This is a genomic window from Sphingomonas sp. Leaf28, from assembly GCF_001421685.1.
In the GTDB taxonomy this organism is placed as follows: domain Bacteria; phylum Pseudomonadota; class Alphaproteobacteria; order Sphingomonadales; family Sphingomonadaceae; genus Sphingomonas; species Sphingomonas aurantiaca.
Genome location: NZ_LMKX01000001.1, coordinates 448,312 through 463,244, shown reverse-complemented (window position 1 = coordinate 463,244; position 14,933 = coordinate 448,312). Strand labels below are relative to the sequence as shown.

15 protein-coding genes and 1 tRNA gene are annotated in these 14,933 nt (G+C 65.8%); 9 read left to right on the top strand and 7 right to left on the bottom strand.

Features of this window, described 5'->3' with window-relative positions; genetic code table 11:
• The first annotated feature begins 68 nt into the window (after nucleotides 1–68).
• The 3 genes from gatC to gatB are packed head-to-tail and all read left to right on the top strand — an operon-like array spanning nucleotide 69 to nucleotide 3,338.
• Entirely contained in the window at nucleotides 69–371 is a 303-nt protein-coding gene (gene gatC / locus ASE79_RS02165; RefSeq protein WP_056411338.1) for an Asp-tRNA(Asn)/Glu-tRNA(Gln) amidotransferase subunit GatC, read from the top strand.
• Nucleotides 371–1,855: an Asp-tRNA(Asn)/Glu-tRNA(Gln) amidotransferase subunit GatA gene (gene gatA, locus ASE79_RS02160; protein ID WP_056411335.1), complete on the top strand. Its 1,485-nt coding sequence runs from the start codon at nucleotides 371–373 to the stop codon at nucleotides 1,853–1,855. The genes gatC and gatA overlap by 1 nt, the downstream gene beginning before the upstream one ends.
• A 1-nt stretch (nucleotide 1,856) precedes the next feature.
• On the top strand, nucleotides 1,857–3,338 hold the full coding sequence (gene gatB, locus ASE79_RS02155; protein ID WP_056411334.1) for an Asp-tRNA(Asn)/Glu-tRNA(Gln) amidotransferase subunit GatB: 1,482 nt from the start codon (nucleotides 1,857–1,859) through the stop codon (nucleotides 3,336–3,338).
• A 267-nt stretch (nucleotides 3,339–3,605) separates the two neighbouring features.
• Here the strand turns inward: gatB and ASE79_RS02150 are convergent, their stop codons facing one another.
• From ASE79_RS02150 to ASE79_RS21360, 3 genes are read right to left on the bottom strand one after another with little or no spacing between them, the layout of a single operon-like run.
• A complete protein-coding gene (locus tag ASE79_RS02150; protein ID WP_235516718.1) occupies nucleotides 3,606–4,274 on the bottom strand; it encodes a retropepsin-like aspartic protease family protein in 669 nt (222 codons plus the stop codon).
• A gap of 60 nt (nucleotides 4,275–4,334) precedes the next feature.
• Nucleotides 4,335–4,553 carry a hypothetical protein gene (locus ASE79_RS02145; protein WP_056411332.1) on the bottom strand — a complete coding sequence of 73 codons (219 nt, stop codon included), beginning with the start codon at nucleotides 4,551–4,553 and terminating at the stop codon, nucleotides 4,335–4,337.
• 2 nt (nucleotides 4,554–4,555) lie between these two features.
• Complete coding sequence (locus ASE79_RS21360) at nucleotides 4,556–4,711, bottom strand: hypothetical protein (protein ID WP_165391673.1); 156 nt, start codon at nucleotides 4,709–4,711, stop codon at nucleotides 4,556–4,558.
• 111 nt (nucleotides 4,712–4,822) lie between these two features.
• Here ASE79_RS21360 and ASE79_RS02140 point away from each other — a divergent pair.
• From ASE79_RS02140 to clpX, 5 genes are all read left to right on the top strand, one after another.
• Nucleotides 4,823–4,907, top strand: a tRNA-Leu gene (locus tag ASE79_RS02140).
• A 69-nt stretch (nucleotides 4,908–4,976) separates the two neighbouring features.
• Nucleotides 4,977–6,617, top strand: a complete 1,641-nt coding sequence (tig, locus tag ASE79_RS02135; RefSeq protein ID WP_056411329.1) for a trigger factor — start codon at nucleotides 4,977–4,979, stop codon at nucleotides 6,615–6,617.
• 222 nt (nucleotides 6,618–6,839) lie between these two features.
• A complete protein-coding gene (locus ASE79_RS02130) occupies nucleotides 6,840–7,766 on the top strand; it encodes a glycosyltransferase family 2 protein (RefSeq protein WP_056411327.1) in 927 nt (308 codons plus the stop codon).
• Between the two features lie 279 nt (nucleotides 7,767–8,045).
• Complete coding sequence (locus tag ASE79_RS02125; RefSeq protein ID WP_056411324.1) at nucleotides 8,046–8,735, top strand: ATP-dependent Clp protease proteolytic subunit; 690 nt, start codon at nucleotides 8,046–8,048, stop codon at nucleotides 8,733–8,735.
• 134 nt (nucleotides 8,736–8,869) lie between these two features.
• Nucleotides 8,870–10,135, top strand: coding sequence for an ATP-dependent Clp protease ATP-binding subunit ClpX (gene clpX / locus ASE79_RS02120; RefSeq protein WP_056048170.1), 1,266 nt, complete (start codon nucleotides 8,870–8,872; stop codon nucleotides 10,133–10,135).
• Between the two features lie 479 nt (nucleotides 10,136–10,614).
• Here clpX and ASE79_RS02115 read toward each other — a convergent pair whose 3' ends face one another.
• Nucleotides 10,615–11,040 carry a hypothetical protein gene (locus ASE79_RS02115; RefSeq protein ID WP_162236985.1) on the bottom strand — a complete coding sequence of 142 codons (426 nt, stop codon included), beginning with the start codon at nucleotides 11,038–11,040 and terminating at the stop codon, nucleotides 10,615–10,617.
• A gap of 133 nt (nucleotides 11,041–11,173) precedes the next feature.
• Between ASE79_RS02115 and ASE79_RS02110 the strand changes: the two genes are divergently transcribed.
• The gene (locus ASE79_RS02110) at nucleotides 11,174–12,298 is read left to right on the top strand and encodes a calcium:proton antiporter (RefSeq protein WP_199860866.1); all 1,125 of its coding nucleotides are present in this window, start codon (nucleotides 11,174–11,176) and stop codon (nucleotides 12,296–12,298) included.
• A gap of 4 nt (nucleotides 12,299–12,302) precedes the next feature.
• Here ASE79_RS02110 and ASE79_RS02105 read toward each other — a convergent pair whose 3' ends face one another.
• The 3 genes from ASE79_RS02105 to ASE79_RS02095 form a co-directional block, all read right to left on the bottom strand.
• Nucleotides 12,303–12,689 (bottom strand): c-type cytochrome, encoded by a 387-nt coding sequence (locus ASE79_RS02105; RefSeq protein WP_082445009.1) that lies wholly within the window; start codon nucleotides 12,687–12,689, stop codon nucleotides 12,303–12,305.
• Complete coding sequence (locus ASE79_RS02100) at nucleotides 12,686–12,883, bottom strand: hypothetical protein (RefSeq protein ID WP_056411320.1); 198 nt, start codon at nucleotides 12,881–12,883, stop codon at nucleotides 12,686–12,688. The genes ASE79_RS02105 and ASE79_RS02100 overlap by 4 nt, the downstream gene beginning before the upstream one ends.
• A gap of 113 nt (nucleotides 12,884–12,996) precedes the next feature.
• Nucleotides 12,997–14,721: a M1 family metallopeptidase gene (locus ASE79_RS02095; RefSeq protein ID WP_056411319.1), complete on the bottom strand. Its 1,725-nt coding sequence runs from the start codon at nucleotides 14,719–14,721 to the stop codon at nucleotides 12,997–12,999.
• Between the last annotated feature and the right edge of the window lie 212 nt (nucleotides 14,722–14,933).

Sequence of the window (14,933 nt, the reverse complement as noted above, 5' to 3'; positions counted from 1 at the left end):
GGGGGAGGATTAGATCTCGCACGGGAAACATATTGCGCCTGCGCGCCGCGCGGTGCTAGCCGAGCGGCATGTCCGTAGATACTGCAACCGTGAAGCGGATCGCGAGCCTTGCGCGCATCGCGATCACCGACGAGGACGCCGCCCGCATGGCGCCGGAACTCGGAAACATCCTTGGCTGGATCGAGATGCTGGGCGAGGTCGATACGACCGGCGTCGAGCCGATGACCGCCGTCATCCCCAACACGCTGCGGCTGCGCGACGACGTCGTCAACGCCGATCCGCTCACCGGCGGCAATATCCGCGAGCAGATCCTGGCCAACGCGCCCGTAGCTGAACACGGCTTCTTCGCCGTGCCCAAGGTGATCGAATAATGACCGACCTTACCGATCTCGGCATCGCCGGCATCCGCGACGGCGTGCGCGACGGCAGCTTCTCGGCGCGCGACGTCGCCGATGCGTTCATCGTCAAGGTGAGCCAGGCCAAGGCGCTCAACGCGTTCCTGGTCGAGACGCCCGAGCACGCGATCGCCGCCGCCACCGCCGCCGATACCGCACGCGCCGCCGGCGAGACGCTCAAGCCGCTGGCCGGCGTGCCGATCGGCATGAAGGACCTGTTCTGCACCAAGGGCGTCACAACGACCGCGGCGAGCCATATCCTCGAAGGCTTCACGCCGACCTATGAGTCGACCGTCTCGCAGAACCTCTGGGATGCGGGCGCGGGGATGCTCGGCAAGCTGAACATGGACCAGTTCGCGATGGGCTCGTCGAACGAGACCTCCGCGTTCGGCAACGTGATCAGCCCCTGGAAGCGCAACGACGGCGGTAACGCTTCGCTCGCCCCCGGCGGCTCGTCGGGCGGTTCGTCGTCGGCAGTGGCAGCACGGCTCTGCCCAGGCGCGACCGGTACCGACACCGGAGGCTCGATCCGCCAGCCCGCCGCCTTCACGGGCATCAGCGGCATCAAGCCGACCTATGGCCGCTGCTCGCGCTGGGGGACGATCGCGTTCGCCTCGTCGCTCGACCAGGCCGGGCCGATGGCACGCGACGTGCGCGACTGCGCGATCCTGCTCGAGGCGATGGCCGGGTTCGATTCGAAGGATGGCACCTCGCTCCAGCTCGACGTGCCGAAATGGGAAGCGGGTCTGTCGGCCAGCCTCGCGGGCCTGCGCGTCGGTATCCCCAAGGAATACCGCGTCGAGGGGATGCCCGAGGAGATCGAGGCGCTCTGGCAGAAGGGCATCGACTGGCTGAAGGATGCCGGCGCGACGATCGTCGAGGTCTCGCTCCCGCACACCAAATACGCGCTGCCCGCCTATTACATTATCGCGCCTGCCGAGGCGTCGTCGAACCTCGCGCGCTATGACGGCGTGCGCTACGGCATCCGCGACCTGCCCGCGGGCTCGGGCCTGCAGGACATGTACGCCGCGACGCGCGCCGACGGCTTCGGTCCCGAGGTGAAGCGCCGCATCATGATCGGCACCTATGTGCTGTCGGCCGGCTACTACGACGCGTACTATACGCAGGCGCAGAAGATCCGGACGCTGATCGCGCGCGATTTCGAAAAGGCGTGGGAGACGTGCGACGTCCTGCTCACGCCGACCGCCCCTTCCGCGGCGTTCGCGCTCGGCGAGAAGTCGGCCGATCCGATCGCGATGTATCTGAACGACGTCTTCACCGTGCCGTCGTCGCTGGCGGGTCTGCCGGCGATGTCGGTGCCGGGTGGTCTCGACAAGCAGGGCCTGCCGCTGGGCTTGCAGATCATCGGCAAGCCGCTCGACGAACAAGGTGTGCTGAACGCAGGGCTCGCAATCGAACAGCGGGCAGGATTTACGGCACGGCCAGAGGCTTGGTGGTAACATGAGCGACTACAGAATCCAGGGCGAAACCGGCGAGTGGGAGGTCGTGATCGGCCTCGAAGTCCATGCGCAGGTGACGTCGAACGCCAAGCTATTCTCGGGCGCGGCGACCGCGTTTGGGGCTGAGCCCAACACGCAGGTTTCGCTAGTCGATGCGGCGATGCCGGGCATGCTGCCGGTGCCGAACCGCGAGTGCATCCGCCAGGCGGTACGCACCGGCATGGCGATCGACGCGCAGATCAATAAGTGGTCGCGGTTCGACCGGAAGAATTACTTCTACGCCGATCTGCCGCAGGGGTATCAGATCAGCCAGCTCTATCATCCGATCGTCGGCGAAGGCGCGATCGACATCAGCCTCGACGAGAAGAACCCCGATGCCGCGGGCAAGCGGATCGGCGTCGAGCGCATCCATGTCGAGCAGGACGCGGGCAAGCTGATGCACGACCAGCATCCGACCCAGTCCTATGTCGATCTCAACCGTTCGGGCGTCGCGCTGATGGAGATCGTGTCGAAGCCCGATCTCGCATCGCCGGCGGAAACGGGCGCGTACCTGCGTAAGTTGCGGTCGATCCTGCGCTATGTCGGATCGTGCGACGGCAACATGGAAGAGGGCTCGATGCGCGCCGACGTCAATGTCAGCGTGCGCAAGCCCGGCGACGAGCTCGGCACGCGGACCGAGACGAAGAACGTCAATTCGGTGCGCTTCGTGATGGCGGTGGTCGAGCAGGAGGCCAAGCGCCAGGTCGAGGTGCTCGAGGCTGGCGGCAAGATCCAGCAGGAGACGCGGCTCTACGATCCCGATCGCAACGAGACGCGCTCGATGCGGTCGAAGGAAGACGCGCATGATTACCGCTACTTCCCCGATCCCGACCTGTTGCCGCTGGTGCTCGACGATGCGTTCCTCGAGGAATGCCGGGCGTCGCTGCCCGAACTGCCTGATGCGAAGCGGGCACGGTATGAGGCGCTCGGGATCACGGCGTATCAGGCGACGGTGTTGACCGCCGAGGTCGAGGCGGCGCGCTGGTTCGATGCGCTGCTCGATGCGGGCGTGAAGCCGGCGGCGGCGGCGAACTGGACGACGTCGGAGCTGTTCGGTGCGCTCAATCGGACGGGCAAGGATATCGCCAACTCGCCGGTATCGCCTGCGCAGGCGGCGGAACTGCTTGGGCTGATCGCCGATGGTACGCTGTCGGGGAGCCTTGCCAAGCAGGTGTTCGAGGTGATGCTCGAGACCGGCGACGGCGCGGCGAAGGTCGTCGAGGATCGCGGGTTGAAGCAGACCAGCGATACGGGCGCGATCGAGAAGGTCATCGCCGACGTGATGGCCGCGAATGCGGACAAGGTCGCCGATTATCGCGGCGGCAAGGACAAGCTGTTCGGGTTCTTCGTCGGGCAGACGATGAAGGCCATGGGCGGCAAGGCCAACCCGGCGGTGGTGAATGAGGTGCTGAAGAGCGCGCTCGGGGAGTCGGTGGCGCCGTAACGCCGTTCCCGTTCTCCCGCGAAGGCGGGAGTCCAGGGTAACCGCGCGCAACGCTGCTGGATTCCTGGGCCCCCGCGTTCGCGGGGGAACTAGAGCGTTAGGGGAAGCGTCAACAATCCCACCACCCCGGCGAAGGCCGGGGCCCAGTTGGGAGACGTTGCTGATCAGGCGCTGCGTCCCGTTACCTCGCCCCCCCAACTGGACCCCGGCCTTCGCCGGGGTGGTGGCAAATGTGAGGGTAGGGCGAGAGCATGAGTCTGGCTCCCGTTACACGCCCACTTTCTGCGGATGATGCGGGACCAGGATCAGGACATTCTCCTCGACTCGCCACGATGCGAGGCGCGACAGGAAGTTCATCCCCAGCACGTTGGTGTCTCCGAACGCGGGCGACACCACCGCCTGCAGGTCGCGCGCGATGATCTCGCCGAGCTTCAATTCGCGGATCCGGCCCGACTGCGCGGGAATCGCGCCATTGGCGGTCTGGAGCACGATCGGCACGACGCTCGATTGCGCATCGATCCCCGCCGCGTCCGCCGTCTTCGCCGACAGCGCGGTGATCGTTGCGCCGCTGTCGATCAACAGACGGCGCTCGACGCCGTCGATCCGCGCCCGCGCCCAGAAATGGCCGTCCGCCGCCATGCGGATACGGACCTCGCCGCCGACGACCTGCTGGTCCTCGATCCGCAGCAGTTTGGCAATCTTGCCGAGATACGGATCGAACTGGCTGCGCTGACCGATCGCCACGAAGAGCAGGCCGACCAGCACCAGCGTCATCGCGAGATTGACGAGCGTCCGGACGATCGGGATCCGCTGCGCGACGACGAACACCAGTACTGCGACCCCAAGCGCCACGTACAGCGTCTGATGCTGGGCAAGGTCGGGGAGCAGCCCCGAAAGCGGGGTGCTGGCGGGCGTGGAAATGGGCGGATCCTGCAAGAAGGGGGTGGACAGCCTATGCTATCCACCCCCGCATTTATGGTTGCTGACCGGCGCGACTTACTGCGCGTCGCCGTCCTGGTTTTTCGTCACGCCACCGGTGCCGCCGACGCCGTCCGGCATGCCGGTATCAGTAAACGTCTCGGGCTCGTCACCGCCTTCGCCGCGCTCGACCGCGTCCGAGCGCGACTGCACCGCCTGTTCGATGTCGCTGCGCGGGTCCGCGTCACGATCCTCGGGACGCGTTTCGGGATTGGTGCCTGCATGCGGATCGGTCATCGTCACACCTCCGGCTGGATGGGAGCGGGATCGGTCGAGGGGCCGCTCGGATCGGGATAATCCACGTCGGGTGCGGGCGGATTGAACTCCGGCGGGGGCGTCGTCGGCTCGGCGGGCGACGAGGGCGTCGGGAATTCTGCAGGGGGTTGGGTAGCCATGATGCTCTCTCCTTCTGCTGCATCAACGCGTGCGATCACGTGTAGTTGCCTTGCGTGCTTGCCCCGGCATACAACGTTGGTATAGACGCGCCCGCTACGGCGATGTCCTGTGCGGGCGTGGCGGAACTGGTAGACGCAGCAGGTTTAGGTCCTGCCATCGCAAGATGTGGGGGTTCGAGTCCCTTCGCCCGCACCACTCCGCCGCTCGGGCGGGGCGACACCCAGACGAATTTTTCCCGAATGCTCTTTTAGACAAAGGCCGGACATGCAGACTGTCGAGACGTTGAACGAGGGCCTCAAGCGCGCCTACACCCTCACCATCACTGCGAAGGATATCGATGCGAAGGTCGATGTCGAGCTGAAGCGCCTCGCGCCGCAGATGAAGATGCCGGGCTTCCGTCCGGGCAAGGTGCCGGCGAACCTCATCCGCAAGATGCACGGCCCGGCGCTGACGCAGGACGCGGTGAACGCGGCGATCCAGGAGGGCGTCCAGACGCTCGTCGCCGAAAAGCAGCTGCGCCCCGCGATGCAGCCTTCGGTCGAGCTGGAAGACGGCTACGACATCGGCAAGGATGCGGTCGTCAAGGTTGAGCTGGAAGTCCTCCCGCAGGTGCCGGCACCCGCGATCGACGGCCTGAAGCTCGAGCGCCTGACCGTGCCCGTCGCCGACGAGGCGGTCACCGAGCAGCTCCAGAAGTTCGCCGACCAGCAGAAGAAGTGGGACGACGCCGCTGACGATTACGTCGCCGCGATGGGCGATCTTGTCACCGTCGATTTCGTCGGCAAGACCGCCGACGGCGTCGCGTTCGACGGCGGCACCGGCACCGACATGGGCGTCGAGCTCGGCGCAGGGCGTCTGATCCCCGGCTTCGAGGACCAGCTCGTTGGCGTGAAGACCGGCGACGACAAGGTCCTCAACGTGACCTTCCCCGAGGAGTATCAGGAGAAGTCGCTCGCGGGCCAGCCGGCCACGTTCGACATCACCGTCAAATCGGTGAAGACCGCGGGCGAGAGCGCGATCGACGAGGATCTGGCCAAGTCGCTGGGTCTCGAGAGCCTTGAGCAGCTCACGGGCCTGCTCAAGGGTCAGATCGAGCAGGAGCATAACGGGCTCACGCGCACGCACATGAAGCGCAAGCTGCTCGACCAGCTCGCCGAAGGTCACGACTTCGAGGTTCCGCCGTCGATGGTGGAAGCCGAGTTCAACCAGATCTGGCAGCAGCTCCAGCACGAAGCCACGCACGAAGCCGATCCCGAGGCCGCGATGGCCGAGATGGAAGGCGAGCGCGACGATTACCGCAAGATCGCCGAGCGTCGCGTGCGCCTGGGGCTCCTCCTGTCCGAGATCGGCCAGGCGAACGGCGTCGAGGTTTCCAACCAGGAAATGCAGCGTCTGCTCGCCCAGGCTGCGCAGCAGTATCCGGCCGAGCAGCGTCAGCAGTTCATGCAGTATGTGCAGTCCGAGCCGATGGCCGCTGCCCAGCTGCGCGCGCCGCTGTACGAGGACAAGGTCGTCGACTTCCTGTTCGAGAAGGCCGAGATCACCGATCGCGAAGCGACCCGCGAGGAGCTGGAAGCTGCGATCGAGAGCGAGGACGGTTTCGCGAGCGGCACGCACGTGCATGACCACGACAACCACAAGCCCAAGAAGAAGGCTGCCGCCAAGAAGGCCAAGCCTGCGTCCGACGACGCTGCTGCGGACGACACCGTGACGGACGAGGCTTCAGACGAGGCCAAGCCCGCCAAGAAGGCGCCTGCCAAGAAGAAGGCGGCACCGGTCGAGGCCGAGACCGCGGTGACCGAGTCGTCGCCGGTCGCGGCCGAGAATGCCGAGGGCACCGAAGCTGCCGACGCACCGGTGAAGAAGCCGCGCGCCAAGAAGGCGCCGACCAAGACCGAGGCGTAACGCCGATCGAGTGCCTCGTCGTCGAGGCACTCGACCCGTTTTCGGGCCACCTCCCCGGCGGAGGCCGGGGTCCAGTTGGAAAGGCTACTATAACGGCGCGTAAAGCTCCGTTATGGACCTTCCCCGACTGGACCCCGGCCTCCGCCGGGGATTTGCGTTTCAGGGGGTTCGGTGGCCGAAAATAGCATCTGCAAGGCAGCCTCCGGCACGATAGGGCAGGGCATGACCGAACCCAGAATCGCCGTCCTGCTGCCCTGCTACAACGAAGCGGCGGCGATCGCGCAGACGGTGGCGGGGTTCCGCGCCGCGCTGCCGGGCGCCACCATCTACGTGTACGACAACAACAGCGCCGACCGGACGGTGGAGGTCGCGCGCGCGGCGGGTGCCGTGGTGCGGACCGAGCGGATCCAGGGCAAGGGTGCGGTCGTGCGCCGGATGTTCGCGGATATCGACGCCGACATCTACGTGATGGCCGATGGCGACGCGACCTATGACGCGGCGTCCGCACCGGCGCTGGTCGCGCGCGTGCTCGACGAACAGCTCGACATGGTCGTCGGTTCGCGGATCAGCCAGGTCCAGGAGAGCTATCGCCGCGGGCACCGGTTCGGCAACGCACTGCTGACGGGGATGCTCGCGCGACTGTTCGGGCGCAGCTTCACCGATATCCTGTCGGGCTACCGCGTATTCTCGCGGCGGTTCGTGAAGAGCTTCCCCTCGCTGTCGGCGGGGTTCGAGATCGAGACAGAAATCAGCGTCCATGCGCTAGAGCTCAAGATGCCGATCGGCGAGGTCGAGACGCCCTATTATGCGCGGCCCGAGGGATCCGAGTCGAAGCTCAGCACCTATGGCGATGGGTGGCGGATCCTGCGCACGATCATGACGCTGTACCGGATCGAGCGGCCCTTGTGGTTCTTCGGGGTGATCGGCGGCGCGTTTGCGGTGCTCGCGCTGGTCCTCGGTATCCCGTTGGTACTTACCTATATCGAAATCCACCAGGTGCCGCGCTTTCCGACCGCGATCCTGATCACCGGCCTGGGGATCTTCGCCGCGCTGAACGTCTTTACGGGGCTGATCCTCGATACGGTTGTCCGGGGCCGTCGCGAGGTGCGGCGGCTGGCGTATCTCGCCTATCCGGCACCTGGAGTCTGACGCGGATCACATACCCTGTAATCCTCCCCCGCCAGGGGGAGGTGGCTGGCGTTAGCCAGACGGAGGGGGAGGTACGCGAAACCGCTGTTCCGTGTCCGCCCCCTCCGTCACCTTCGGCGCCACCTCCCCCTGGCGGGGGAGGATCGTCGCACTTCCGCTGGCCCCTCCGTCTCGCCGAAGGAGCGAGGGGTAGGTGGTTCTCCTGACGGGTAGCAGGGCTTGAACTCCCCGTTGCGAGCGCCGATGTTGGCGGTTCACTGGGGCATAAGAGAGATTTCCATGCACAATCCGTTCGAGACCGGCGACTTTGCTAGCCCATTGGCCAGCGCCGGGCTCGGCCTGCAGCAGACGCAAGCAGGCCTGGTTCCCATCGTTATCGAGCAGTCGAACCGCGGCGAGCGCTCGTTCGACATCTTCTCGCGCCTGCTCCGCGAGCGCATAATCTTCGTGACCGGTGGCGTCGAGGACGGCATGGCCTCGCTGATCACCGCACAGCTGCTCTTCCTCGAGTCCGAGAACCCGAAGAAGGACATCTTCATGTACATCAACTCGCCGGGCGGTGTCGTCACGGCGGGCATGGCGATCCACGACACGATGCGGTACATTCGCCCGCGCGTCGGCACGGTGTGCATCGGCCAGGCCGCCTCGATGGGCAGCTTCCTGCTCGCAAGCGGTGAGCCTGGCATGCGAGTCGCGATGACCAACGCCCGCATCATGATCCATCAGCCATCGGGTGGTGCACAGGGCATGGCCAGCGACATCGAGATCCAGGCGCGCGAGATCCTGCGGATCCGCAAGCGCATGAACGAACTGTACGCGCAATATACCGGCCAGCCGATCGAAGAAATCGAGCGCCGGATGGACCGCGATACGTTCCTCGAAGCGAACGAAGCGAAGGATTTTGGCCTGGTCGACGAGGTGTTCGACAAGCGTCCCGCCCCTGCGGACGACACGGCGAAACCTGCGTAAAGCCCGCTCAAGCGGGGCCGGCATGGGGCGAATCGTAAATCCCGCCGGTTTATTTGATTGTAGGAACTCCGGGGTACGTTACGGTAGCGGCCCCGGAAACGGCACGTGCACCGACATGCGCGAGAGGTGATTGAATGACGAAGCTGAGCGGTGGCGACTCGAAGAGCACCCTCTATTGCTCGTTCTGCGGCAAGTCGCAGCACGAGGTCCGCAAGTTGATCGCCGGGCCGACGGTCTTCATCTGCGACGAGTGCGTCGAGCTATGCAACGACATCATCCGTGAGGAGACGAAGTCGGCGCTGGTGTCCAAGAAGGACGGCGGCGTGCCGACTCCGCAGGAGATCTGCGACGTCCTCGACGATTACGTGATCGGCCAGAAGCGCGCCAAGCGCGTCCTGTCGGTGGCGGTGCACAATCACTACAAGCGGCTCAATCACGGCGCCAAGGGTGCCGATGTCGAGCTGTCCAAGTCGAACATCCTGCTCGTCGGGCCGACGGGTTGCGGCAAGACTTTGCTCGCGCAGACGCTCGCCCGCATCCTCGACGTGCCGTTCACGATGGCCGATGCGACGACGCTGACCGAAGCCGGCTATGTCGGCGAGGACGTCGAGAACATCATCCTCAAGCTGCTCCAGGCGTCGGACTACAACGTCGAGCGGGCGCAGCGCGGAATCGTCTATATCGACGAGATCGACAAGATCAGCCGCAAGGCCGAGAACCCCTCGATCACGCGCGACGTGTCGGGCGAGGGCGTGCAGCAGGCGCTGCTCAAGCTGATGGAGGGCACCACCGCGAGCGTTCCTCCGCAGGGTGGTCGCAAGCATCCGCAGCAGGAGTTCCTGCAGGTGGATACGACGAACATCCTGTTCATCTGTGGCGGTGCATTTTCGGGTCTCGAGAAGATCATCGGCGATCGTCTGCAGGGCAAGTCGATCGGCTTTGGCGCGTATGTTGCCGGGCCGGACGAGCGCAAGACGGGCGAGACGCTGAAGTCGGTCGAGCCTGAGGATCTGCTCAAGTTCGGGCTCATCCCCGAGTTCGTGGGGCGCCTGCCGGTGATCGCGACGCTCGAGGATCTCGACGTCGACGCGCTGGTGAAGATCCTGAAGGAGCCGAAGAACGCGCTGGTCAAGCAGTACCAGAAGCTGTTCGAGATGGAGGACGTCGCGCTCGGCTTCACCGACGACGCGTTGGTCTCGGTCGCCAAGAAGGGCATCGAACGCAAGACCGGCGCGCGCGGGCTTCGTTCGATCCTCGAGAGCATCCTGCTCGACACGATGTTCGACCTGCCCGGCATGGACGGCGTCGACGAGGTGATGATCGACAAGGACGTGATCGAGGGCCGCAAGGAACCGATCCGCGTCTATGCCGAGAAGAAGAAGACCGGCGACGCGGCGTAAGGCTCGGCCGGTTCGAGATTGAGAAAGGGCGCCGAGCGATCGGCGCCCTTTTTCGTTCGGGGTGAAACTCGCCGCTTAAACCCCCTCCCGTCATCCTGACGAAAGTCGGGATCCAGAGTACCGAGAGCGGGCCTGTGTGGCTCTGGGTCCTGACTTTCGTCAGGATGACAGTGGGGGGTGTTGGCGCGCACATATTTTGGCGTCCTCCGTGCCGATGAGAGCAAGACCGGCGACCTGGCGTGACGGCCTGTCGGTTCGAGTTTGGGGAAAAGCACTGGGCGACCCGCGCCGCGTTTCGTTTGGGGAGCGAGCCGATTCGTAAAAACCCCTCCGTCATCCCGACGAAAGTCAGGATCCAGGGTACCGAGCGCCGGCCTGTGTGGCCCTGGGTCCTGACTTTCGTCAGGATGACCGAGTGGGGGACGTGGTGGCGCCCTACATTCTCCATCGCGTTGGGAAGGGTGGGGCCGGGTTGGCCGCTAGGGTTGCGTGGTAAGCAGCCGGATCCGCTCATCATCCTTCGGGCGCCCGAACAGCCTAAGCATCTCGGCCAGTTCGTCACGACGCGGCACATAGATGGTTGCCTCTTCCACCCCGATCGGCACGCGCGTCCGCGGAAGCACCTCCGTCCACCCCGCCGAAGTCGCGACATGAAACCCCGCCATGATCTCGACCATTAGTGGCGGCGCCGTCCACCGGCCGAACACCGCCGACCGGAACATCAAGCTGGCCGACTCCCTCGCCGGAACGACTCCCAGTCGCGCCATCACGCGCCGAGCATCCTCGACGCTCGTCACCACGTCGACGTCGGCGACCGTGATCGGCACCACCCCGTGAAGCGCGACCGCCGCGCTGGAAATCACCCACCACGGATCGCGCGCCTCGCGCATCGCGTGCGCCACCATGACGAGCGTTTGGCAAAGATCGGGGGGCAACATCGGGCCAATCTACCCGAACCCGGCCCCTGCACAATCGCCCGCACTCGGACCCTTATCGGCCGTCACGCATTCGTTGGGTAAGTGAAACGAGGGAGCTTGCATGACGATCGAAGTGGCCGACCGACCGAACGCAGACGTGGTGGAGACGATGCCCGACCGTCTGGCGCTTCCGATCTGGACGCTCGTCGCGCCGGGGCTGGGGCTCGTCGCGATCCTCGTCGGGCTGGCCAAGATGGGCGCGCTCGGCACGGCAGCCGCGGTGATCGTGCTGATTGGCAGCGTGCTGGCGGCGGTGCATCATGCCGAGGTGATCGCGCACAAGGTCGGCGAGCCGTTCGGCACGCTCGTCCTCGCGATCGCGGTCACGGTGATCGAGGTGTCGCTGATCGTCTCGCTGATGCTGTCGAATGCGGGCGATGCCACCACGCTGGCACGCGACACGGTGTTCGCGGCGATCATGATCATCCTCAATTTCATCATCGGCCTTTGCCTGCTGGCGGGCGCGGTGCGGCATCACGAGCAGCGCTTCACGTTGAAGGGCATGACCGCCGCGCTCGGCGTACTCGCCGCGATGGCGGTGCTATCGCTGATCCTGCCGAACTACACCTCGTCGACCTCGGGTCCGACCTATGCGGCGTCGCAGCTGATGTTCGTCGCGGTCGTCTCGCTGATCCTCTACGGGACGTTCGTGTTGGTGCAGACGGTGCGCCACCGCGATTATTTCCTGCCCTCGACCGACGACAAGGACGATCATGCCGCGCCGCCGTCGCGTCGTGCGACGGGAATCGCGTTCGCCGCGCTGCTGGTGGCGCTCGTCTCGGTGGTGCTGCTCGCCAAGACCTTGTCGCCGACGATCGAGGCGGCGGTACTCGGGGCCGGCCTGCCGCTGACCGTGGTCGGCGTGGTGATCGCCGCGCTGGTGCTCGCGCCCGAGAGCCTGGCCGCGTACAAGTCGGCGCGGCGCAACCGGTTGCAGACGAGCCTCAACCTCGCGCTCGGCTCCGCGCTGGCGACGATCGGGCTGACGATCCCGAGCGTGGCGATCGTGTCGCTCGTCCTCGATCTGCCGATCGCGCTGGGGATCGACGCCAAGAGCATGACGCTGCTCGCGCTGTCGCTGTTCGTCGCCACGCTGTCGCTCGGCACCGGGCGGACGACGGTGTTGCAGGGCGTCGTCCATCTCGTGATCTTTGCGGCCTATCTGTTCACGACCGTGGTGCCGTGACTCGTCAGGGGCGCTGCGTCGCCAAATAGGCGATGACGTCGGCGCGGTCCTTCGAGTCGGCAAGCCCCGCAAACGCCATCGTCGTGCCGGGGACCATCCGGCGCGGGTTGGCGAGCCATTGGTCCATCCGCGCCGCGTCCCATGTTCCGCCGAGTGCCTTCAGGCCGGCGGTATAGGCGAAGCGCGGGCGGCGCTCGCCGACGGGGCCGCCGAGTACGCCGTAGAGATTGGGGCCATCGGTATCGCCCGCATAGCGCCCGATCGTATGGCATGCGGTGCAGCGGCGGAAGACGCGCTCGCCGCGCGCGATCTGGCTTGTCGAGGCCGCGTCCGGCGCTGACCCGCATCCCGCGAGTGCCAACGCGAGCAAGGACAAGCCCGCGGCGTTCATGGTCTTTGGCGTGCCGCCAAGGCGAGGCCTGCGGCGATCTGCATCACCGCATAGAGGCGACGACGGCCGGGGCGGTCGACGAAGGGCGACACCAGTTTTTCCGTGCCTAGCGCATCGTCTTTCCAGAGATCGACGTGGCGGCGCGGCTGGAGCAGCCCGATCAGCCCGTCGCCGACCATGAAGATCGCGGCCATCTCCGCAGCACGCGCTGGCCAGATGTTCTCCTGCGCACGCAAGAGCCCTGGGTCACGCGTGTTGGCTTTTGAGATTCCTGGACCCCCGCGTTCGCGGGGGAACGGCGGCGTGGTCATTGTGGCTTGCCCTTTGCGGCTTGCGCGGCTTTCCAGGCGGCCACGTCTTCGAGCGCGATACTGCGGCGGAGGACCAGCGCGTCCGGGTCGATCACGACATGCGCACCCGCCGGGACCGACAGGCTCGCCTTCCCGCCGGTCATCGGCACCGTCCGCGTCCTGCCGTCGACCTGTACCTCGACCGGCAGCGGGAACGCACCATTGCCCGGCACCCTCCACGCCAACGTCAGCATGGTTCCGGTCCGGGTCTCGACCAGCTCGGGCAGCGCCGCCTGGCGGAGATAGACGTCGAAGAACCAGCCATAGTCCTTCCCCGTCACCTTGCGGACGAGCGCTTCATAGTCCTTCGTCGATCCGAACCGCGGTTTGAAATTCCCCGGCTTGGGATCCGCGCGGCCGTATACCGCCAGCCGCGTGACGTCGAAAAACGCCTTGTCCCCGATCAAGGCGCGCAGCGTGTGCAGCATCCACGAGCCCTTATAGTAGATGTCCTGACCCGCGCCGCCCTTGTCGAGTTCGTACACCTCTTCCTCGGTGGTGATGCGCTGTTGCGTGATCGGCTTCAGGTTCATGATCGAGGTCCGCTCGCCCTGCATCATCGCCGCATAGCGCGCACGCCCCTCGCGCCACTGGCCGTAGAGCGGCTGCATGTACGTGCCATAGCCCTCGTGCAGCCAGTAATCGTCCCAGTTCGCCGCGGTCAGCTGGTTGCCGAACCACTCATGCGCGAACTCGTGCTGGAACAGCCAGTCGAACCCTTCCGGCGCCTTGGCATAGTCGTTGCCATAGGCGTTGATCGTCTGGTGCTCCATGCCCTTGTGCGGCGTTTCGACGACGCCGAGCTTTTCGTCGCCGAACGGGTAGGGGCCGATCATGCTCTCGAAGAAGTCGAGCGTCGGCGCGAACTCGGCGAACAGCGTCTCGGCCTGCGCCTTCTCGCCGGGGAGGTACCAGTAATGCATCGGGATGCTGCTGCCGAAGCGGCTCTTGTAGGTGCCGCTGATCTCCTCATACGGCCCGACGTTCAGCGCGATGCCATAGGTGTTGGGATGCTTGGCGCGCCAGCTCCAGGTCGTTCGGCCGTCGGCCAGCGTATCGACCCCGAGCAGTACGCCGTTCGACGGCGCCTTGAGCCCTTTCGGCACGGTGATGTGGAGCGTGACCAGCGCGGGCTCGCCGGTCGGGAAATCGAGGCACGGCCAGAACAGGTCGCAGCCATAGCCCTCCGCGGTCGTCGCAAACCAGGTGCGGCCGTCGGGCGTCTTCGACCAGACCATGCCGTCGTCCCACGGCGCCTTCACCGCAACATGCGGCGTGCCGCCATAGGTGATCGTCGCGGTGACCTTGCCGCCGGCCGCGACCGGCTTGGGGAGCGTGATCGTCAATCGCCCCTCGGGATTGGTCCAGGCTGACGGTGCGAGCGGCACGCCGTCGATCGTGATCGCACTGACGGGTAGGTTGCGGTCGAGGTCGATCGGCAGGCGGCTGATTGGCGCCTTTGCGGTGAAGACCAATGTGGCGACGCCGTTCAGGCTTTCCGTCTCGGGAAGCACCTCGAACGCAAGATCCGCGCTGTCGAAGGTGAGCGCGGTCTGCTCGGCGGTCAGCACGCCGCCGGACCGCTGCGTCTGCGCGGTGATCGCCGGTTCGCCCTTCTTCGGGAGCGGGGCGGCGGCAAGAAGCGCGGTGGCGCTGGCGGCGAGTAGAAGACGCGAAATCATCCGTTCACTCTCGCGCCGGACGCCGTCTGTTACAACCCCGTGGCCCCGGGCAGCGTGATGCCGCGGAGGCCTAAGGTCAGGGTTACGTGCGCGATGTTCGCGGCTCCGGTCGCCCGCGCTTGCGCGAAACGGCCAGACTTGGCGCGAAGCGACACCGCTTAACCGCACCAACCAATTGATGGACGCTTCATCCTCACCATATAAGACTCAAT

Coding starts and splice junctions, on each gene's coding strand:
- ASE79_RS21360 (WP_165391673.1), bottom strand. CDS start 4,711: ATGGCTACCCAACCCCCTGCAGAATTCCCGACGCCCTCGTCGCCCGCC.
- ASE79_RS02130 (WP_056411327.1), top strand. CDS start 6,840: ATGACCGAACCCAGAATCGCCGTCCTGCTGCCCTGCTACAACGAAGCG.
- tig (WP_056411329.1), top strand. CDS start 4,977: ATGCAGACTGTCGAGACGTTGAACGAGGGCCTCAAGCGCGCCTACACC.
- ASE79_RS02100 (WP_056411320.1), bottom strand. CDS start 12,883: ATGGCCGCGATCTTCATGGTCGGCGACGGGCTGATCGGGCTGCTCCAG.
- gatA (WP_056411335.1), top strand. CDS start 371: ATGACCGACCTTACCGATCTCGGCATCGCCGGCATCCGCGACGGCGTG.
- gatC (WP_056411338.1), top strand. CDS start 69: ATGTCCGTAGATACTGCAACCGTGAAGCGGATCGCGAGCCTTGCGCGC.
- ASE79_RS02115 (WP_162236985.1), bottom strand. CDS start 11,040: ATGGTGGCGCACGCGATGCGCGAGGCGCGCGATCCGTGGTGGGTGATT.
- gatB (WP_056411334.1), top strand. CDS start 1,857: ATGAGCGACTACAGAATCCAGGGCGAAACCGGCGAGTGGGAGGTCGTG.
- ASE79_RS02095 (WP_056411319.1), bottom strand. CDS start 14,721: ATGATTTCGCGTCTTCTACTCGCCGCCAGCGCCACCGCGCTTCTTGCC.
- ASE79_RS02110 (WP_199860866.1), top strand. CDS start 11,174: ATGACGATCGAAGTGGCCGACCGACCGAACGCAGACGTGGTGGAGACG.
- clpX (WP_056048170.1), top strand. CDS start 8,870: ATGACGAAGCTGAGCGGTGGCGACTCGAAGAGCACCCTCTATTGCTCG.
- ASE79_RS02105 (WP_082445009.1), bottom strand. CDS start 12,689: ATGAACGCCGCGGGCTTGTCCTTGCTCGCGTTGGCACTCGCGGGATGC.
- ASE79_RS02145 (WP_056411332.1), bottom strand. CDS start 4,553: ATGACCGATCCGCATGCAGGCACCAATCCCGAAACGCGTCCCGAGGAT.
- ASE79_RS02125 (WP_056411324.1), top strand. CDS start 8,046: ATGCACAATCCGTTCGAGACCGGCGACTTTGCTAGCCCATTGGCCAGC.